Annotated in this window: 11 protein-coding genes and 1 tRNA gene; 9 read left to right on the forward strand and 3 right to left on the reverse strand. The window is 60.4% G+C overall.

The features are described 5' to 3' along the window. Nucleotide 1: 1 nt before the first annotated feature. The 5 genes from JIN78_RS08980 (at nt 2) to JIN78_RS09000 (ending at nt 5,707) form a co-directional block, all read left to right on the forward strand. Nucleotides 2–89 (forward strand) — tRNA-Leu (locus JIN78_RS08980). 188 nt (nt 90–277) lie between these two features. Then, the gene (locus JIN78_RS08985; protein ID WP_200391627.1) at nt 278–1,963 is read left to right on the forward strand and encodes a putative Na+/H+ antiporter; all 1,686 of its coding nucleotides are present in this window, start codon (nt 278–280) and stop codon (nt 1,961–1,963) included. Between the two features lie 9 nt (nt 1,964–1,972). Further along, on the forward strand, nt 1,973–2,581 hold the full coding sequence (locus JIN78_RS08990) for a riboflavin synthase (protein ID WP_200391628.1): 609 nt from the start codon (nt 1,973–1,975) through the stop codon (nt 2,579–2,581). 52 nt (nt 2,582–2,633) lie between these two features. Beyond that, complete coding sequence (locus tag JIN78_RS08995; RefSeq protein WP_200391629.1) at nt 2,634–4,781, forward strand: AMP-binding protein; 2,148 nt, start codon at nt 2,634–2,636, stop codon at nt 4,779–4,781. Beyond that, a complete protein-coding gene (locus JIN78_RS09000) occupies nt 4,778–5,707 on the forward strand; it encodes an SAM-dependent methyltransferase (protein WP_200391630.1) in 930 nt (309 codons plus the stop codon). Before JIN78_RS08995 ends, JIN78_RS09000 begins: the two co-directional genes overlap by 4 nt. Here JIN78_RS09000 and JIN78_RS09005 read toward each other — a convergent pair. Further along, entirely contained in the window at nt 5,704–6,507 is an 804-nt protein-coding gene (locus tag JIN78_RS09005; RefSeq protein WP_200391631.1) for a M90 family metallopeptidase, read from the reverse strand. The genes JIN78_RS09000 and JIN78_RS09005 overlap by 4 nt on opposite strands. Before the next feature lie 15 nt (nt 6,508–6,522). After that, nucleotides 6,523–6,978: a Jag family protein gene (locus JIN78_RS09010; protein WP_200391632.1), complete on the reverse strand. Its 456-nt coding sequence runs from the start codon at nt 6,976–6,978 to the stop codon at nt 6,523–6,525. A gap of 352 nt (nt 6,979–7,330) precedes the next feature. On the opposite strand from JIN78_RS09010, the gene JIN78_RS09015 reads away from it, so the two are divergent. After that, a complete protein-coding gene (locus JIN78_RS09015) occupies nt 7,331–7,639 on the forward strand; it encodes a YMGG-like glycine zipper-containing protein (RefSeq protein ID WP_200391633.1) in 309 nt (102 codons plus the stop codon). Between the two features lie 122 nt (nt 7,640–7,761). Then, nucleotides 7,762–9,948, forward strand: a complete 2,187-nt coding sequence (locus JIN78_RS09020; protein WP_200391634.1) for a protein-disulfide reductase DsbD family protein — start codon at nt 7,762–7,764, stop codon at nt 9,946–9,948. 66 nt (nt 9,949–10,014) lie between these two features. Here JIN78_RS09020 and JIN78_RS09025 read toward each other — a convergent pair whose 3' ends face one another. Beyond that, complete coding sequence (locus tag JIN78_RS09025) at nt 10,015–12,423, reverse strand: helicase HerA domain-containing protein (RefSeq protein ID WP_200391635.1); 2,409 nt, start codon at nt 12,421–12,423, stop codon at nt 10,015–10,017. Between the two features lie 134 nt (nt 12,424–12,557). Between JIN78_RS09025 and JIN78_RS09030 the strand changes: the two genes are divergently transcribed. Together JIN78_RS09030 and JIN78_RS09035 are read left to right on the forward strand one after the other, a co-directional pair. Continuing rightward, nucleotides 12,558–13,139 carry a DUF4190 domain-containing protein gene (locus JIN78_RS09030; protein ID WP_200391636.1) on the forward strand — a complete coding sequence of 194 codons (582 nt, stop codon included), beginning with the start codon at nt 12,558–12,560 and terminating at the stop codon, nt 13,137–13,139. A gap of 102 nt (nt 13,140–13,241) precedes the next feature. Beyond that, nucleotides 13,242–14,555 carry a homoserine dehydrogenase gene (locus JIN78_RS09035; RefSeq protein WP_200391637.1) on the forward strand — a complete coding sequence of 438 codons (1,314 nt, stop codon included), beginning with the start codon at nt 13,242–13,244 and terminating at the stop codon, nt 14,553–14,555. Nucleotides 14,556–14,705 lie beyond the last annotated feature (150 nt).

A 14,705-nucleotide genomic window follows, 5' to 3' on the forward strand; every position in this document is an offset into this window, starting at 1 on the left:
TGCTCGGGTGGCGGAATTGGTAGACGCGCCAGACTAAGGATCTGGTGGGAGTTAATCCTGTGGGGGTTCGAGTCCCCCCCCGAGCACCACTTCTCTCCGACAAGGAAGAAGCGGATAAAAAGGCACCTCTTTAGGTGCCTTTTTTCGTTTTTACCCCACCTCTCTCTCACCAAAAAAGCCCCTTCCAAAACGGTAGGCGGAAAATCGGTCAATCCGCGTCCGGTTTCGCTTGCCATCGCCGCCCCTTCTCGCAAATTCTCCCCCGCCCCAAAACGTCATGTCAGGTTCTCTTCGTATCCTCTTTTGTCTTCTCGTCCTACTCGTCCCTAGCTCATTGAGTGCTGCCGGAGGCGGCAGCGAGACCAAACCTCATTATCCGGCCAATGAGGAACTCCACCGCTCGGCTCAATATTCCCAGTTTCCCATCCCTACCTACGAGCTACCCACCGAATACAATGAGGATGACTCCATGAAGCTGGGGGCCACTCTGGTCGCCCGGGTGAAGGCAGACCCCTTCAACCTGGTCGCCACCCTCATTTTCATCTGCGCCATCGCCCATACCTTCATGGCGGGCTGGTTCAATAAAATGGCCCATCACGAGGAGGAAAAACACCGCGAGCGCATCAACAAGCTGGGCCTCACGGCCGCCGCCAAGCCGCAACCCGATGCCCAGGACGACGTTTCTTTCAAGGCCACCATCCTGCACTTTTTCGGCGAAGTGGAAGCCATCTTCGGCATCTGGATCATCGCCTTGGCCGCCGCCGCCATCGGCTTCTATGACTGGGAGGCCTTCAAGCTCTACGTCACCTACGACCGCGTTTTCACCGAACCCATGTTCGTGGTGATCATCATGGCCATTGCAGCCTCCCGCCCCGTGCTCCGCTTCGCCGAAGGGGTCATGGCAAAAGCCGCCGACCTCGGTCACGGCTCCCCCGCCGCCTGGTGGTTGTCGGTGATGACCATCGCCCCCATTCTCGGTTCCTTCATTACCGAGCCCGCCGCCATGACCATCGGAGCGCTCCTGCTCGCGAAGAAAATCTACAAGCACAAGCCCAACCCCATCTTCGCCTATGCCACGCTCGGCCTTCTCTTCGTCAATGTTTCCGTGGGAGGCACCCTCACCCACTTCGCCGCTCCTCCCGTCCTGATGGTCGCCAGCACTTGGGACTGGGGCATGAGCTTCATGTTCACCAACTTTGGTTACAAGGCCGTCATCGCCATCATCCTGGCTAACGCTCTCTTCTACTTCAAATTCAAGGAAGAACTCGCCCGCCTGGCCGACCGTGCCGATGGCGTGGAGGACGGTGTGCAGCACCCCATCGCCTGGCACGAGCGCGAGGACCCCATCCCTTTCTGGGTCATCGCCCACCACCTCTTTTTCCTCGCTTGGACCGTTTTCACCGCCCACTACCCCGCTCTTTTCATCGGCGGTTTCCTCTTCTTCCTCGCCTTTGTAGCCGCCACCCAGCACCACCAGAACGCCATTTCCATGAAAGGGCCCCTTCTCGTCGGCTTCTTCCTTGGAGCCCTCATCATTCACGGAGGCTGTCAGGCCTGGTGGATCGAGCCCATCATCGTTTCCCTCAACGATTCGCCCGGCTTCCTCATGTTTGGCGCCACCATCCTGACCGCCTTCAACGACAACGCGGCCATTACCTATCTGGCCTCCCAAGTGTCGGACATCAGTGAGGCCGCCAAGCACGCCGTCGTCGCGGGTGCGGTCGTCGGCGGCGGGCTCACCGTGATTGCCAATGCCCCCAACCCTGCCGGACAATCCATTTTGTCCAAGCACTTCGAAGGCGGCATTTCTCCCCTCAAACTGGCTTTGGGAGCCCTCGTTCCCACCTTCATTTGCTATCTCTGCATGACCTTTCTGCCCAATCTGGGTGAAAACAAGCACGAGGATGTCGACTTGAAAGCTCCCAACGACCACCCGGCCCAGCAAGTGGACGACACCCACTAGGACAGACTCATGTTTACCGGACTCGTCGAAGCCGTCGGCACGGTCACCCATTGGGAAGACAAAGGTGAGCAAGCCCGCCTCACTCTCTCCTTGCCCTTCGCCAGCGAGCTGGCTCTGGGAGATTCCGTAGCCGTCAATGGCTGCTGCCTGACGGTGACCCAAATCTCCATCGCGGAAGCCTCCTTCGATATTCTGCGGCAAACTCTGCAAGTCACCGCCCTGGGTGGCCTCGAGCCCGGCCAAGCCGTCAATCTGGAGCGGGCCTTGCGCATTGGTGACCATCTGGGAGGGCACTTTGTGCAGGGCCATGTCGACGCCATGGGCGAAATTCTCGATTGGTCGCCCCATGGGCAGGATCACCGCCTGGAAGTGAGCCTCCCGGAGGACATCCGCAACCTGTGCCTGCCCAAGGGCTCCCTGGCCATCGATGGCATTTCCCTCACCTTGGCCGAGCTGACCGCCGACAGCGCGGTCTGCTGGATCACCCCCCACACCACTGCGGCCACCCATCTGGAGCAAGCCCGCATTGGACAAAAGGTGAATCTGGAAGGCGATTTGCTCGCCAAATACGTCCGCCAGCAGCTCGCCCATTCGCCATCGACTGAAGTGAAGAAGTAGTCAAAAAATTCGATTCGCCCTTTGGGGGAAGCCTGCTTTCATTGTGTCTCACATGAGCACGCCACACGTCGAAATTCTTGGAGCCGACCGGCTACCCGCCTCCGGCACAATTCTCATCCCGGGCAGCCTGGATCTCCCGCAATTGCGAGCACTGGAGAACAAACTGGCCGGTCGCGAGCTCAGCTTTCTCATTGAAGAAGGGCTGACTCTGGAGCCCGGTTTGCAAAAATACCTGGAACGCCCCGGAGTGCAGGGAGCAGCCTTTTCCCGGGATGACAATCCCATCACAGTCGCCAGCGCCCTCGCCACCACCCTCGCAAAGAATGGGGTCGTCCTTTTTCTGCCCGGCATGGCGGAAGCCCGCCCCGGCACCCCCAGCCTCGTGCCCAGCGAGGTGCTCAAGTTCCTCTGCCGCCTGGGCCACGGCGTCACCGCGCTCGCCGTTCACGAGCCCGGCCGCACCAAGCTCCGCACCGAGCCCGCCCACGGTCTGCCCGACGCGGTCCTTTCCTTTGGCCAACCCCTGGCAGCTGGAGAAGCAAGCCTGCCGGCCTACCAAGAGTCCCTCTACGAAGCCGCCGAAGCGGCCTTCGCGGCCCGCAGCTTCCTCAATGACTCTCTCGCCGTCCACCTCTTGCGGGGCTTGAAGATGCACGGCTCGACCTGCTCCTTGCACGATGGCACGGACGATGCCGAGCTCCCCTACTTCAAGATCCTCGGGGTCGCCATTGCCCTTTCCAAGGAAATCACAAAAGCGACCAAGAAGAAGCGCGTGGGCATTCTGCTGCCGCCCGGCAAAGGAGGTCTCATCGCCAACTTGGCAGTAATCTTTGCCAACAAGGTGCCCGTCAACCTCAACTTCACCGCCTCCCAAGAAGCGGTTCGTTCCGCAATCAAGCAGGCCGACCTCGACAAATTCATCACCGCCGATCCCTTCGTGCGCAAGGTCTCCTCCTTTCCCTGGCCCCCCAATCGCGACCTGATTTTTATCGAAAGGGTCATTCCTCAAATCAAGAAAAGCATCACCAAATGGGTCATCCTCTCCAAAGTCCTGCCCGCCGGCCTCCTCGCCAAGCTCCTCGGCATCGGTCGCAGCCGTGGCAATGAGGAAGCCATTCTTCTCTTCACCTCCGGTTCCTCGGGCGATCCCAAAGGCGTGCCGCTGACCCACCGCAACCTACTGGCCAACGTTTGCCAGTTCTCCAGCCGCATCCAATTGCCGGTCGATACCAAGATTCTGGGCAGCCTGCCACTCTTCCACTCCTTCGGCTGCACCGTCACCCTCTGGTTTCCCATCATCGAGGGCCTCAATCTGGTCACCTATTCTTCCCCCTTGGAAAGCAAGCGACTCGCCGAACTCATCTCCGAGCACCAGATCCCCCTCTTCATCGCCACTCCCACCTTCCTGCGCGGCTACTTGAAACGAATCGAACCCGAGAAACTCAGTTCGCTCAAAATCGTCATCACGGGCGCGGAAAAACTCCCCACCTCCCTCGCCGACTCTTTTGAAGAGAAATTCGGCATCCGCCCCATGGAGGGCTATGGCCTGACCGAGACCTCGCCAGTCAGCAACGTCAACCTGCCCGACTTGGAGGCCCCGAGCGGCCACCCTCTCTTGCCGAGCCGACGGGAAGGAACGGTCGGACCTCTCCTCCCCGGCATGGCCGCCCGCATCACCGATCCCAGCGAAGGGGGCCGCCTGCCGCTCGACCGCTCGGGCATCCTCTGGCTGCGCGGGCCCAATGTTTTTCCCGGCTATCTGGGCCGCGACGACCTCAGTGAAGCGGTCTTCGAAGATGGCTGGTTCAAAACCAACGACATGGCCCGTTTTGATGAAGACGGCTTCCTCTCCATCGAAGGACGCATGTCGCGTTTCTCCAAAATTGCCGGCGAAATGGTTCCGCACGAAGTAGTGGAGGCCGAGGTCGAAAAAGTGCTCGGCTTTGACAAAGAGGACGAACGGAAAATCGCCATCGTGGGACTCCCGGATCCCCAGAAAGGAGAGGCCATCGGGCTTCTCTCCACCGTCTCCAGCGACATGCTGGAACAGGAGGTCATCGATCTGCGCTACAAGCTCCTCGATGCTGGCCTTCCCTCGCTCTGGTGCCCGAAAGTCATCATTCCCGTGGAAGAAATCCCCACGCTGGCCTCCGGCAAGCTCGACCTGAAAGCCTGCCAAGCCCTCGCCCGCGGCGAATGATTCGCTTCGATCACTTCATGACCGCCGCGCTCTACCACCCGGAGCGCGGATACTATGCCCGCCGTATCAAGACGGTGGGAAGAGACGGGGACTTTACGACCACCCCCCAGCTCTCGGATTCCCTCGCCCGCGCCATTGCCGGGGCTTTTTCCCGTTCGGGCTGCCGTGCCCTCATCGAAGTGGGCCCCGGCACCGGACAACTGGCGCGCGCGGTCCACCAGTCCCTCCCTCTCTGGCGCCGCCTCCGCACCCCCTTCCATTTGGTCGAGGTTTCTGCCCCGCTGCGGGAGCACCAACAAGAGACCTTCCCCCGGGCCCGGGGCCACTCCTCGCTGGTGCAAGCCCTCGCCCACTGCGAGGGCCCGGCCTTCATCTATTCCAACGAGCTGGTCGATGCCTTCCCGGTGCGCATTTTTCGCAAGGAAGTCTCCGGCTGGAGCGAACTCCACCTCGCGGGCCAGCCTCCCACCCTCCGCGAACACTTCCTCCCTCAGAACGATTTGCCCCCGTCCACCCAGTTGAGCGATTCCATCCCGACCGGCTATCGGGTCGAAGTGCACGACAGCTACCAGCGCTGGCTCGCGGAAGCTCTTCCCCACTGGCAGGGAGGCCAATGGCTGACCATCGACTATGCCCTGCCGGAACCCCGCCCACCCCAGGGAACTTTGCGTGGCTATTTTTTACACAACCGGCTGCAGGGCGGTGATCTCTACCAAAATGCCGGTCACCTCGACCTCACCGCCGATGTTTCCTTCCCCGATTTGGAAAAATGGGGCTCTCGACTCGGACTGCGAACCCTTACCCGCCAGAGCCAGCGCGATTTCCTGGCCCCGTTTCTCCAAGCAACCGCTGCTGATCGCTACCTCAGCGACCCCGCGGGGGCGGGCAGCGCTTTCCAAGTCCTCTTGCAGGAAAAGTCCAGCTAAGGCCACCTCACCGGATCGGTGGCAAAGAAATCCCGCAAAAGCCCGTAGAGCGCGGGGTGCTCTTCCGCCATCTGGGAAGGCTTCTCAAAAAAAGTCTCGGTGGCCACCGCAAAGAACTCGGCCTCATTGGTGGTGCCATAAGAATCCATCACCGTGCGTTTTCCCCGCTCCACATCGGCGCAAAGCTGCTCGAACTCCCGGCTGAAAACCTCGGGCCAGCTGGAGAAATCCGCGTTATCCGGAAGCTCAGGAAAGCCGTCGGCAGCCCCATTGACGGTATCGAGCTGATGGGCGAATTCGTGCAGGACAAGGTTGTGCCCATCCTCGTCATTGCAGCCTCCCCCACGGACACTTTTCCACGCCAGCACCACCGTCCCCCGGCTCCAGCTCTCGCCCAAGCGAACACTTTCCATCCCATACTCATCTTTCACCCGATAGGCGTCGGGATACATCAGGATGGCTCGCAAGGCAGGATAGGGAGCGCCCCGCTGATTCGCCCACAACAAGCACGCCTGGGCCGCGACCACCGTGCGCATTTCCTCCGTCACTGTGGGGAGCCCCCCGCAGGCTTCGAACACTTTTTCGTCGAGAAAGACCTTGGCCAATCCTTCCACCTCAGTCCGCAAACCCTCCGGCAGATGGTCCCAGAGCTCCCAATTGGACCGCACCCAGTGCTGCTCCTGCTCAGAAAATCCCGTGGTGGCCAGCACCCGGCGCCGCTCCCGGCGAACCCGCCACCGCCAATACCCAAAGGCAACGGCGGCGACCGTGATCAGCAGAATCAGGGTAATCCCATCCACAGCGCGTAGAAAAATTTAAGAACCCGCCAGGCGCAGAGTGATGCGCTTCATGCGGTCATTCCCACCGGGCGAGGTGGTTTCGATCTCAGGATCATCGACCACCGCATTATGCGCGATGCGCCGATAGTAGGCATTGAGCGGCTTCAGTCGCACCGGCTTGCCCGTCGCTTTCACCTTCTCCGCCGCTTCGAGCACGGTTTCACAAAGCTTCTGCTCCTGCTCCACGCGATAATCTTCGCAGTCCACCCGCACCCGCTCGGCATCGGGATTCTTCTTTTGCAAGATCCGGTTCACAAGATACTGAATGTCATCGAGGCGATCCCCGCTGCGTCCGATCAGGTATTTCCCTTGCTCGGTGCGAATCTGGAGCACCGCTCCCTCTTCGCTGTCTTCATGCTCGATCTGGTAGGAAAATCCGAGTTTTCCCAAAATCGAATCCAGTATCTCTTCTGCTTGCTTGGCGTCATTCATAATCTGAAGGAAAGGGTCCATCCTCTCCGCCCTTATGGAATCCGGCAACCACCAGGGCGACCACCGGAAGGGTAAAGAGGGCCCGCCTGTTCGCGACAGGCGGCGCTGACCCATTATTAAGGCGCTTTTGTTCTTTTTGACAACTGTTTCTGACAAATCCGCCCTTCCCGCGGGAGAAATTTTCCCCCGCCCACCCGCCGCCCACTCGCTTGCGGGGGCCGCCCGGAATAAAATTCGCCCCCTCTTCGAATAAGCCGCCCGGCAAGCCCGTTCAAGAAAGCGAACCGGGAAGCCAGAATCAATTTGACGTCCCTGCCCCCCTCTTTAAGCTATCTAAAGCATTCTGAATCTTATGAAAAAGACCATGACCACGGCTGCGGCCGCTCTTTCTGCCCTTGCTCTCAGCAATTGCGCTCCCCAGAACAATATGCAACGCGATGCGGCCGTTGGTGCGGCTGGCGGAGCAATCCTCGGAGGAATCATTGGCAACAACGTCGGTGATGGCAACGCTGCCCGGGGCGCCGTCATCGGTGGTCTGCTCGGGGGAGCTGGCGGAGCAGCGGTGGGCAACAACAAGGATTTGCAACAAGGACGGGGATACACGCTTCAGCAGCAAAATCCCTACTACGGCCAGCAGCAGGTCTATCCCCAGCAATACTAGGGCGACCCTTTCCCCTTCTCCCTCTGACCCAAGCTCCGTTTCGACGGAGCTTTTTTGTTTTCTGAGAATTTCGGGAATGAATTTCCTTTCGAATCATCGTAGGGGTAAGTCCATTCCATCTCATGAAGCCACTGGCCCTCTTTCTCATTCTCGTTCTCAGCAGTTTTTTTCCGGCTCTCGCGCAGGATTTCGACCCCTTCGAAAGCTTTGGCGTTCCCACCGAAGCGAAAAAAGAGGAAACTCAAGCCAGCCTCCTGGCCGAAGTCAACTCCATCGCACCCGGAGAACCCTTCACGGTCGCCCTCAAGCTGGAGCACCCGGCGGGATGGCACAGCTATTACGTCAATACCGGACTCATCGGCGAGGTTTTGCAGAGCGAGTGGACACTGCCCGAGGGCTTCCAGGCCGACTATCTGGGCTGGCCCACTCCCCACCTCAGCAAGTCCTTTGGCTACCAGTCCATTGGCTATGAAGGCACGGTTTATCATCTTTACCGCATCACTCCGCCGAAATCCCTCTCCCCGGGTGATTCCGTCGACCTGACTCTCGCCGCCAATTGGCAAATCTGTGACGATAGCGGTTGTGTTCCTGAAAATACCACCCAGACCCTGACCTTGACAAGCGGGGCCGAAGCCACCCCTAACCAAGCGGTGGCCGCCGAGTTTGCCACGGCGCGCGCCCACTACCCCAATGAAGAGCATTCCTTGGAAATCACCGCCTCCGAAGCAAATGACGTCATCACTCTGACCATTCCCTCGGCGGGAGAGTTGCAAGCGGAGAACCTCCACTTCTTCGACGAAGACGGGCAAGTCAGCGTGCAAGAGCCCCACACCGCGAAGCGCGAGGGCGAAACCATCACCCTCACCCTGCCCCGCAATCTGGGCAATGACTTCGCAGAGGCCGGCCCGGTGGAGGATCGCCTCGCTGGTATCCTCACCGATGGCACCACCAGCTACCTCGTGGATGTGCCCTTCAGCGAGCCTGAAGTCGCGGCCACTCCCGTCAGCCTCTCCAGCCTCCTTCCCATCCTCGGTGGCATGTTCCTCGGTGGCCTCATTCTCAATCTCATGCCCTGCGTCTTCCCCGTCATCGGGATCAAGATCATGGGCTTCGTCAATCAAGCCGGCCATGACCGGAAAAAGATCATGCTCCACGGTCTCGCCTTCGCCGGGGGAGTTTTTGCCAGCTTCTGGCTCCTCGCCTTGATCATGACCTTGGGCGGCATCAAGAACTGGGGCGGTCAATTGGAGAACCCCTATGTCATGTTCACTCTCATCGTGGTCATGCTCCTCCTGGCCATGAACATGTATGGCGTCTTTGAAATCGGGGTCGGTGCCACCGGGGTGGGCTCCAACCTGACCCGCAAGGAAGGTCTCGGCGGTTCCTTCTTCTCCGGCATTCTCGCCACCGTGGTCGCCACTCCCTGCTCCGCCCCCTTCCTCGGGGCCGCTCTGGGGGCCGCCGTGGCCCTACCCACCTTCTGGTTTTTCTTCGCCTTCACCGTGATGGCGGCGGGACTCTCCCTCCCCTACCTGATGCTGTCAGCCTTCCCCGATTTGGTCAAAAAGCTGCCCAAGCCGGGAGCTTGGATGGAGTCCTTCAAGCAAGGCATGTCCTTCCTCCTCTTTGCCACCGTAGGCTATTTGCTGTGGGTCTATTCCGCCCAGGTCTTTGAGCAAGATTACGGTCAGAAGGGCCTCTTCGTCATGATCGGGCTGGCTCTCATCGCGGCAGCCGGCTGGGTCTGGGGCCGTTGGACCACCCCGGTGCGCAAGCCCAGGGTCCAGTGGACCGCACGCACCATCACCCTCCTCCTCTTTGCCACCGGCATCATCATTGCCAAACCCAGCAAGGAAGCCTCCACAACGAACGAAGTCGCCATCGATTGGCAACCTTGGAGCAAGGAAAAAGAGCAGGAACTCCTAGCCGCCGGCACTCCCGTCTACATCGATTTCACCGCCAAGTGGTGTCTCACTTGTCAGGTCAACAAGAAGAATGCCTACACCCAGGAAGTGGTGGACCTAATGAAGGAACGCGACATCGTCTTCCTCAAAGCGGACAAGACAACCACCAATCCCGAGATCGATACCGAACTGAAGCGACTGGGACGCTCGGCCATTCCCGTCAACGTCCTCTACGTGCCCGGCAAGAGAGAACCCCACATCACACCGGAAGTTCTCAACCCCGGCATCATGAAAAACCTCATCGAGGAACAACTCGGGGAGGCGCCGCCAGCCAACGCCAATACGGCCGCAGCGGCCTCCTCTTCCCCCTCCTGTCTGATTTCCCTGGCCTCCGTCCCGCAATAACCTCCTGCCAGCCCCGCGCCCAGTGCCCGGGAGAAGGCCGGGAACCCCTCCGAGGAACCTCCCCCCTTACCAGACCGGCTCCCCACGCTCGTCGAAAGGGAGCCAAAGGAGGGCCACGGCGGTAACGGCGATGTCTTTCTTGTAAGGGCTGATGGAAAGCCTCTCAAAAGCCAGATTCTCGGGCGCGAAGTCCCGGTCGAGTTCCGCGATTTCTTCCGCCAGCTCCCGCTGCAAATAAGCCACGTCTTCCTCCAGCCGCTCCACCTTGCGCTCGGCCACCTTGACATCGGCCCGCTGCTGGTAAGCCCGGGTGGCACTGGTAACCGTGCTGCCCCGGCTCTTGCGACCGCCGAGCAAAGCCCCGAGGAGGCCTCCCACGATGCGGGCCCCGGTCTGCATTGTGGCACTATGGGCCTGCGCTTTTTCCTTCTCGAGAGCCAATTCCGCCCGCTCCAATTGGTCCTCTTTGCTGCGGAGCTTCTTCTCGTATTTTTCGCGGAGTTCCTCTACCGCCTCATCGCGCGCTTCGTGGGCCTGGTGACGGAGCCGGGCCCGAAAGTCCCCCTCGCCTTCCCCAAACTGCGAGTAAGCGTCGAGTTCCTGGCAATAAAACAACTCCATGCGTTCCTCGCGGTAAATCAACTCCTCGAACTCGTCCTCCACCGGCTTGTAATTGTCCGCGTTCATGGCATAGCCCGGCAGGGGACCGAAGCCCGCTCCCCGTCGGGGGTCACTTTGCAGCGTCGCCAGCGGAATGCCGCACTCGTAAGCAACCTCCCAGTGGATCCCGCCTTCCCCGATGGGATTGACAAAACGCACCCGCCGCGAGCCTTCCCGATTGGCCTTGCGGGAGAGGAAATGCACCTCGGCCTCCCGCAGGAGCGCGGGGAGATACTCGATGCCATCCGCTTCGCCCGCAAAGGGGGCGAAAAGCTCCCTGACCCCCTGCCCCACCGGAGGGCGTTCACCCTTGGGCCCGGCGGATGGCACTGCGGCCCGCATCATGGGATTGGCCGCCGCCCGGGAGGGCTTGCCCTCCTCAAAGAGCGCCCGCTTGGGGTCCATCAGGGTCTTGATTTGCCGCCGGGTGAGCGGGCCGCGCAAATAGCTCATCACCCAGCGAACGTGGAAAACGGTGGGAGCATTCTCATGGACATTGTTCATGAGAAAAACGCGACTTCCCAAACCCGAAAGAAGCTGATCCACCCGCGAGCGATCAAAATTCGCGCCCCCCTCACTCATCGCTCCCTCCAGTCCATCGAGAACGCGCAACTTGTCGCGCTCGGTCTGCAAGCGCCCCAGCCACCAGGTGCCGATATTGGAGAGCGCCTTGTAGTCGAGATCGACCGGGTTCTGCGTGGCCACCAGCACGCCAAGCCCGAAGGCCCGGGCCTGCTTGAGCATGGTCATGAGCGGCTTTTTGCTCGGCGGATTGGAGACCGGCGGCAGGTAGCCGAAAATCTCATCGATGTAGAGCAGCGCCCGCAAGCTCGTAGTCCCGCTCTGCGCCCGCATCCAGCCCAACATCTGATTGAGCAGGAGGGAGACGAAGAACATGCGCTCGCTGTCGCTGAGGTGGGCAATGGAAAAAATGGAAATGCGCGCCTTGCCCTCGGGGGTGTAGAGCATCTGCTGAATGTCGAGGGCCGGGCCTTCCAGCCAAGTGGAGAATCCCGGGCTGGCGAGAAGGTTGTTGAACTTGAGAGCAAGCTTCTGGCGGTCTTTTTCGGGATAAAAACTCTCCACATCGATGACCCCGACTTTGCCAAACTGAGGCCGCTGGATATTGCGGATGAGCGACTCGAGAGAAAGGCTTTCCCCCGCCTGCCAACAAAAATTGAAAATGGAGGCCAGCAGAACCGCCTCCCGGCTCTGGATGGGATCCGCATCCACCCCCACAAGGGAAAGAAGGGAAGACACCGTGCTCTCAATGCGCTCGCCGAGCAATTCCCCATCATCCCTCACCTCAAAGGGTGGCACATCCAGCGAACTGAGAATGGAAACCGGAATGCCGGCCTTGCTGCCGGGGGTAAAGACGTTGATGTCCACTTTTTCGCGGAACTGGGCCACCCGCTCCCCACTCTGCCCCCAGTCCGCGATGCCCTCTTTCCACATCGTGGCCACCCCCTGCGCAAACTCCGACACGCTCTGGCCTTTTTTACGGGCATCGTCGGCATTGACCCAGGGCTCAAAATCCGCTCCCCGGAACTCGGGAAAGGCCAGCATCAGATTCGGAATATCGCCCTTGGGATCGATCACGATTGCCGGGATATTGTCCATCGCGGCCTCCTCGAGCAGCCCGAGACAGAGCCCCGTCTTGCCCGACCCCGTCATTCCCAGCACCGCGCCGTGAGTGACCAGGTCCTTGGAGTCATAGAGGGTCAGCGACTCCTCCAACTCACCCCGGGTGACATCATACCCCCGCCCGAGGTAGAATTTGCCCAATTTTTCGTAATCCGAAACCGCAATGTCCATACCTTCAAAATGCGCCAAGAACTCAACCTTAAAAAAGGGAAAAAGAAGCCGGTCACGACATACTCGATTGAGTAGCGGCCCTGCAACATTGTCCTTTCCCTCGCAGCCCTTACCTCCCTAAAATTTCCGGACTTATGCAAAACGACTCCACGCCCCCTCCCACCCCCTCGGCCGCCCCACCAACCAACGGACTGGCCATCGCCGCTGCCTGCACGGGTATTTTCGGAATTCCCGCTATCGTCATGGGCCACATCGCCCTCAGCCAGATTAAGAAAACGGGTGAAAAGGGAAAAGGCCTGGCCATCGGCGGACTGGTGGCCGGCTATTTCTTCACCCTCCTTCTGCCCCTTCTCATCATTGCCGGCCTGGCGGTGCCGACCGCGATGAAAGCCATGGAAAAGGCTCGTCAAGTCACCGTCATCCAGCAGGTGAAGAGCTTGCAAGGCCAGCTCTACCTCCATCAGGTCGAACACAAGAGCTATCCCGCCTCCCTCGCGGAGCTCGTGACCAACGGCATCCTGAGCCAAACCGAACTGGATGAGCTGGTGACTGCGGAATGGGGCGAGAGCACCGTGACCGTGCGCTATAGCCCGCCCCCGGCTGGCTGGCAGGAGGAGGGCGATTCTCCGCTCATTCTCTGGACCGAGCCTCCGGTGAAAGGGAAAATCATCCAAGCCACCCTCGACGGCACCACCCGGGTGGAAGCAGTGGAGTAAGGATATCCGCGCAGGCTCCTCGCCGGGACCCCTCCCCGGCGGGAGAGAAATTTTTCCACCGCAACACTTGGCGATTGCCCCGCGAGCCGTTACACGGATTCCGTGAGTTGCAAAACCCTTGGCGTTGGCTTGGCTGGATTCGGGACCGTCGGTTCCGGTGTGTGGAATATTCTCGCTCGCAACGGGCAGTTGATCAAAGAGCGCACCCACGGAGCCGCCGACCTGGAGATTCGCAAAGTCATCGTCCGCGACCTCTCCAAACCCCGTGAGGCAGAGGCTCCCGAAGAAATTTTCGGCACTGATCTCAAGGAACTGATCGAGGACCCGGCCATCGACATCGTGGTCGAGCTCATCGGCGGCACCGGCGCGGCCTTCGACCTCGTCGCCGCCGCCCTCAAGGCCGGCAAACCGGTCGTCACTGGCAACAAGGCTCTCCTCGCCGAACGCGGGCAAGAGCTCTTTGCCCTCTCCGCCGAGCACCAGACTCCCATCCACTTCGAGGCCGCCGTCGCCGGGGCCATCCCGGTCATCAAGGCCGTGCAGGAATCCTTCGTCGGCAACCGCATCGAGTCCCTCACCGGTATCATCAATGGCACTTCGAACTACATTCTCCAGCGCATGACCGAGGCCGGTCTCGGCTACCCCGAGGCCCTGAAGGAGGCTAAAGACCTGGGCTATGCGGAGGCTGACGAGAGCCTCGACGTCAATGGCTGGGACGCCGCTCACAAGGCCATTCTGCTGGCTTCCCTCTCCTACGGCACCCTTATCGACTACCGCGAAGTCTACGTGCGCGGCATCGAGAAAGTGACCCCTCTCGATATCAAGTTCGCCAAGGAGCTCGGCTACGTGGTCAAGCTCCTCTCTCTCGTCAGTCAGCACGAGGACGGTAGCATCGAGATCCGCACCCAGCCTTCCTTCATTTCCGCCAAACACATCCTCGCCTCGGTCAATGGCGTCTTCAATGCCATCGCGGTGAAGGGGGATGCCGCCGGAGAATCCCTCTTCTACGGACGCGGAGCCGGGCAAGAGCCCACCGGCAGCTCGGTGGTCGCCGACCTCGTGGAGGCGGCCCGCCTGATGGCCAATGGCGGCATTCACCGCGGCTTTTTGCCCGCCGAAAACGGTCCGCGCCCCCTGCCCATTGAGGAAACCGCCACTCCCTGTTACGTGCGCTTCAAGGTCACCGACCGGCCCGGCGTGATTGCGGAAATCGCCAGCATCCTCGCCCAAGACGGCGTCGGCATCTCCGGCACCCACTCCCCCTCCGACCCGGAAAACCCCGATGCGGAATTCGTCGATATGGTTTTCCTCCTTCACAAAACTCCCTTCGGCCTACTGCGCGACACCCTGGCCAAAGTCGAAGCCCTCGACTCCGTCACCGAACGCCCGGTGGTCTTCCGCATCGAAAAACTCTGAAACCACCCAGAGAGAAACCGCCCTCCCCAAAAAAAACACCCCGCCAAAGGAGGCCCAAAACTCCGGTCGGAACAGACACCCGAAAAATGAGTATTCCGGCCGGGCTCCTTTATTCTCGCTTTTCATCTCGTCGCCTACCAGCCAGAGTGC

It is taken from the genome of Roseibacillus ishigakijimensis, from assembly GCF_016595415.1.
Lineage (GTDB): Bacteria > Verrucomicrobiota > Verrucomicrobiia > Verrucomicrobiales > Akkermansiaceae > Roseibacillus > Roseibacillus ishigakijimensis.

What these genes read in the sequence shown, in the direction of transcription:
- JIN78_RS08985 (WP_200391627.1), top strand. Translation starts at nt 278, where the DNA reads ATGTCAGGTTCTCTTCGTATCCTCTTTTGTCTTCTCGTCCTACTCGTC.
- JIN78_RS08990 (WP_200391628.1), top strand. Translation starts at nt 1,973, where the DNA reads ATGTTTACCGGACTCGTCGAAGCCGTCGGCACGGTCACCCATTGGGAA.
- JIN78_RS08995 (WP_200391629.1), top strand. Translation starts at nt 2,634, where the DNA reads ATGAGCACGCCACACGTCGAAATTCTTGGAGCCGACCGGCTACCCGCC.
- JIN78_RS09000 (WP_200391630.1), top strand. Translation starts at nt 4,778, where the DNA reads ATGATTCGCTTCGATCACTTCATGACCGCCGCGCTCTACCACCCGGAG.
- JIN78_RS09010 (WP_200391632.1), bottom strand. Translation starts at nt 6,978, where the DNA reads ATGAATGACGCCAAGCAAGCAGAAGAGATACTGGATTCGATTTTGGGA.
- JIN78_RS09015 (WP_200391633.1), top strand. Translation starts at nt 7,331, where the DNA reads ATGAAAAAGACCATGACCACGGCTGCGGCCGCTCTTTCTGCCCTTGCT.
- JIN78_RS09020 (WP_200391634.1), top strand. Translation starts at nt 7,762, where the DNA reads ATGAAGCCACTGGCCCTCTTTCTCATTCTCGTTCTCAGCAGTTTTTTT.
- JIN78_RS09025 (WP_200391635.1), bottom strand. Translation starts at nt 12,423, where the DNA reads ATGGACATTGCGGTTTCGGATTACGAAAAATTGGGCAAATTCTACCTC.
- JIN78_RS09030 (WP_200391636.1), top strand. Translation starts at nt 12,558, where the DNA reads ATGCAAAACGACTCCACGCCCCCTCCCACCCCCTCGGCCGCCCCACCA.